The sequence below is a fragment of the Candidatus Neomarinimicrobiota bacterium genome (assembly GCA_022567655.1).
GTDB lineage: Bacteria > Fidelibacterota > SORT01 > SORT01 > SORT01 > JADFGO01.
In genome coordinates, this window is sequence record JADFGO010000130.1 from 1 (window position 1) to 4,187 (window position 4,187).

The following is a 4,187-nucleotide window of genomic DNA, read 5'->3' on the forward strand; positions in this document are numbered from 1 at the left end:
AAGCTGGAGTTCCTGTTTCGAGCGGTATGTACATATACCGCTTAATTGCAGGCGATTTCGTCCAGACAAGGAAGATGGTATTGTTGAAATAAGAGGCGATTACACTAAGTAATAAGATAAAACTCGCCCATTGAATTTGAAAATGCATTCAAATAGAGAACATTAGAAATATCCCTCCAACAAGAAGAAAGTGTCTCAGTTTAGGGATTCATTCCGCTATGAGTCACACTGATTAAAATCTTGACAATACAGATATTATTCATATCTTATAAATAATACTTATTTAGTAATCATAATGCACTATTGGTAGATGGGCTGTGAGGAGGGGAGGAATACAAAACCTTGGAGGTCTATTGTGTTATACTCTATAATTAGATTCATTCTATTTTACACGGTTATACTTTCAACAGCATTCCCGCAGGGGACGAACGTAGAGCTGCTGGGTCAATTTATAACCCCGGGAGACGCAGTGAGCGTCTTCATTGATGGTAATTATGCCTATATCGCGGATGCGAATCGGGATAGCCTTCTAATCGTTGACGTATCGGATGCTGGCAATCCATTCAAGGTAGGATCAGTTGACATTCCTGCCCCGGCGATTCAGGACGTTTACGTTGCCGGCAACCTAGCATATGTGTTAAGCACTCAGGTCTTCTATATTGTGGATGTCTCGGTTCCCTCTAATCCATTACAGGTAGGTACCGTTCCCCAGGACGGGAGGGGAGTATTCGTCTCTAGTAATATTGCCTATATCGCCAGTAGGCTCAATGGTCCACAACTTATTACAGTGGATGTGTCAGTTCCGAGCAGCCCCGTTGTATTGTCTTCCTTCGGGGTGTTTGGGGGAATTGGTTCTACCGGGTGGGATGTTTTCACTGTTGGCAACACCGCCTACATGGCCGCTGATACGTCCGGATTGCGTATAATAAATGTAGTTGATCCTAGTAGCCCTACTGAGTTAGGGTTTTATAACACGCCCGGAAATTCACGTGGTGTCTTCGTTACAGGCAGTTTCGCCTATGTCGCTGACGGGGACAGCGGCTTACGGATTATTGACGTTTCTGTGCCCAGCTCTCCGAACGAGGTAGGATTTTATGATACACCGGGTTTCGCATGGGCTGTTCAAGTACTTGGAGATTTCGCTTACATAGCGGACGGATGGTCCGGCATACGAATTATTGACGTCTCGGATCCTACCGCCCCGATTAGTGTTGGAAATTATGATTTTGACAGACACGCAAGGAGTGTTTTTGTATCGAATGATGGAACGATCTATGTAACGACAAATGTACTTGCAGCCAACGGGCTTTTCATATTCAAGGGACCGATAGCCACGGTTACTGCTCCGAGCGGGATCATTGCATCCGGTGATACCAGCTTCGTGCCATCATTTGTGACAGTCTCAGACCTGTCAAATCTTAATGTCACTTCCGCAGAATTAGTTCTGACTCACGACTCTTCTCTCACCGCGGTTGCTGCTGTTATAGACAGCACCACGCTACCCGGACAATCGGGCTGGACTCTTTCGCTGAACAACACCGTGCCCGGTCAGACATCAATTTCTATGAGTGGCGCTAATGACCTATCGAATGCCGGGTCACTTGTGAATCTCTTTTTTGCCGCTTCAGGGGGAGCTCCCGGTGACTCTTTCGCATTGGACATCTCCAGCGTCACTTTCAATGAAGGAATTCCCTTCGCTCGAACAGAGCCGGGTACTCTTGTAGTGGGGACAACATTCGGCGATGTGAGCCGGAACGGTGAGATTCAGGCTTTTGACGCCGCGCTCATCTTCCAATTCTTACTGGGTTACATTGAATTTACTCCTTTACAAGAAACTGTGGCTGACGTGAGCGGTGATAGTCTCATAACTGAATTCGACGCATCACTCGTACTGCAGTTTGTTGTGGGCTTAATCGATTCCTTTCCGATAGAGACAGGATTAGTAGGGGCCTTTCCTGCGATAGGAAATTTGGTCTTGGAGGATGTAACAGCGATTCCGGGCGAAACCTTTGACCTGAATGTATCTCTCGAAGACGGTGAAGGGATCTATTCCGGTTCTTTTACGCTCAATTACGATTCCGATGTTCTTGAGATGGTGGAAGTGATGTCCTCCGATCTGACCGGGGAGGCGATGGTAAGCCAACGAGATGAAGAGGGAACACTGCGCCTGCTTTTTGCCGGAACGAAAGAAATTACCGGTGGAGGATCATTGTTCAGTGTTCGCTTCAGGGTAAAAGATGAAGCTTTCGAGGACTCTGATGTAATGCTGACGGATATTCGATTGAACGAAGAGCCCGTAATATCCGAGGGCAGTTCTGTGCGTATCCAGTTAACAACGACTGGGATTGCTGCTGGGGATGAAATTGGGCTGCCTGAGAGTTTTAGTTTGTCACAGAATTATCCCAACCCATTCAATCCCACGACTAAAATCCGCTATGGATTACCCTTCGCCTCAACGGTTAGCCTTACCGTATATGATTTACAAGGGCGATTGGTTCGCAAGTTGGTTGATGGGATGGATGCGATCGGATTCCACGATGTAAAATGGGACGGAAAGAATTCCATCGGCAAAGAGGTAAGTAGCGGAATTTACCTTTACAGGCTTATTGCAGCATCTCTGGGTGACAATGGCGGTAATCGTTACGTTAAGACGCGAAAGCTATTGTTGCTCAGGTAGGTAGGCAAATAAACCTGATGAATGCTGTGCTTCTTCCGATGCCAGTTTCCAAGAGACTCCTATCAATTCTTGCACTTTTAATAGTGCCGGTCATTTCCATTGCGCAGGTAAACGTCCAGTTGCCGGACACTGTGGCTGCGGCAGGGGACACACTTTTGATTCCTTTAAGTATTACAACCCCATTAGGGGGTGCCGTTATTTCCAGCCAGTTTGAGGTTTCATATGACACGAGCCTCATTAAGGGACTGGAAGTAATTATAGATGGGGTCACACTGCCTGACAGCGCCGGTTGGAAGTTGGAGTTCAACATCTCTGCCGGGCGGATTTCGGCCGGAATGGCGGGTGCGGACAGTCTTATTGGAATCGGTGTTCTGTCATATCTCAAATTTGTGGTCGATGAAAGTGCGGTACCAAATCAATCAAGTGAGCTAAAGATAGATACCCTGCTTTTCAATCAAGGTAGTCCGGTTGCAGTTATTCAGAACGGCTCTGTTTCTGTTATAGCAGTTGACATAGACGAGAGAGATGGAACCAATGGATTAGTGCGATCTTTCTCTTTAAGTCAAAATTTTCCCAATCCGTTTAATCCGGAGACTGTGATAAGATATTCTATCCCGAAAGCTGAGGAAGTGTCGCTCGTAGTGTATAACCTAATTGGAGAGGAAGTGACTCATCTCATTGGTGAAACCCAACAAGCAGGATATTACAAAGTAACATGGGATGCATCAAACGTGGCAAGCGGAATCTACTTCTACCGCCTCCAAGCAGGCGATTTTGTCCAGACGAGGAAGATGATTTTATTAAAATAAAGTAATCGTGGCGGTTGGGGATTGTTCCTTCGGAACTCCTTCGGTGCCCCGACGCCAATAGGACATGTTCTTGCGGTCAGGATGAATCCTGACTCGCACACTATTCGGTACCCTTAAGGGGAAGTTTCGTACCAGATGTCATATTCATGCAGCGAGCGCAGCCGAGAGCGCCACGACCTCTTTTGCGCCTGCCTCTTTAAGCGTTTTTATACATTCTAACATAGTGCTGCCGGTTGTTATAACATCATCCACCAAAATAATTTTCTTACCTTTAATTTTTAAATTATTAACGACGCTGAAAGCTCCCTTGACGTTCGCAGCTCGCTCTCTCATCGGCAATGCTGCTTGATTCCGTGTGTATCGGTGTCTTATCAAGATTGAATTATCCTTTTCAATCGAGGATACTTCAGTGATCGCATCCGCAATAAGTTCGCTCTGATTGAAGCCGCGCGAGCGCTGCTTCACCTTATGAAGCGGAATCGGAATCAGAAGGTCCCAATTACGGATATTCTTATCTTCGTTGATGATCTTTCCGATTGAATTGCCAAGATTGACGGCGAGATGGGTTTTGTCGCGATATTTCAAATTATGGATGATCGTTTTCACATCTGTCGAGTAGGGATAGAGCGCCAAAATCCTCTGTTCTGAAATGAAAGTCTCTATTGTGGAAGAATCTCCTAACCGCTCCCAACAATTCCCGC

The 4,187-nt window shown here is 46.2% G+C and carries 3 protein-coding genes; 2 read left to right on the forward strand and 1 reads right to left on the reverse strand.

Going from position 1 to position 4,187, the window contains the following annotated elements:
• Positions 1–355: 355 nt before the first annotated feature.
• On the forward strand, positions 356–2,677 hold the full coding sequence (locus tag IID12_09900; GenBank protein MCH8289400.1) for a T9SS type A sorting domain-containing protein: 2,322 nt from the start codon (positions 356–358) through the stop codon (positions 2,675–2,677).
• A 38-nt stretch (positions 2,678–2,715) separates the two neighbouring features.
• On the forward strand, positions 2,716–3,486 hold the full coding sequence (locus IID12_09905; protein ID MCH8289401.1) for a T9SS type A sorting domain-containing protein: 771 nt from the start codon (positions 2,716–2,718) through the stop codon (positions 3,484–3,486).
• A gap of 144 nt (positions 3,487–3,630) precedes the next feature.
• On the opposite strand, the gene IID12_09910 is transcribed toward IID12_09905, so the two are convergent.
• The coding region (locus tag IID12_09910; GenBank protein MCH8289402.1) for a ComF family protein at positions 3,631–4,187 on the reverse strand (557 nt) is incomplete at its 5' end.

What these genes read in the sequence shown, in the direction of transcription:
- IID12_09905 (MCH8289401.1), top strand. Translation starts at nt 2,716, where the DNA reads ATGCCAGTTTCCAAGAGACTCCTATCAATTCTTGCACTTTTAATAGTG.